Origin of the sequence: Vibrio ouci, assembly GCF_004551525.1 — a bacterium.
Taxonomy (GTDB): Bacteria; Pseudomonadota; Gammaproteobacteria; order Enterobacterales; family Vibrionaceae; genus Vibrio; species Vibrio ouci.
The window spans coordinates 1-313 of the sequence record NZ_SATR01000446.1; the positions used below are offsets into that span (position 1 = coordinate 1).

Annotated in this window: 1 protein-coding gene; it reads left to right on the forward strand. The window is 45.0% G+C overall.

All coding sequences use genetic code 11. The annotated features are described in order from the left end of the window. Positions 1-38: 38 nt before the first annotated feature. Positions 39-313 (forward strand): IS4/Tn5 family transposase DNA-binding protein (locus ELS82_RS26210; RefSeq protein ID WP_279630728.1); only part of this gene is annotated, 275 nt, incomplete at its 3' end.

Here is a 313-nt window from a genome sequence, read left to right on the forward strand (position 1 = left end):
ATGATCTGATCATCTAAGCAATGACAAGGATGATTACCATGACTTATATAGAGCCAACTCTTTGGGCGCAAAAGCAATTCGGTCAAGCCCACCTCAATGACCCAAGACGTACTCAAAGACTCGTCGCTCTCGCTGCCTCATTGGCTGAGCAGCCAGGAGTACCCATCTCGAAACTCATTATCTCTCCTGCTGATATGGAAGGTGCTTATCGCTTTATCCGTAATGAACAAATCAAAGCAGAAGATATCGCTGAAGCGGGCTTTTATGTCACTGCGCAAGAAGCGTTAGAACAACAAACACTTCTTGCATTAGA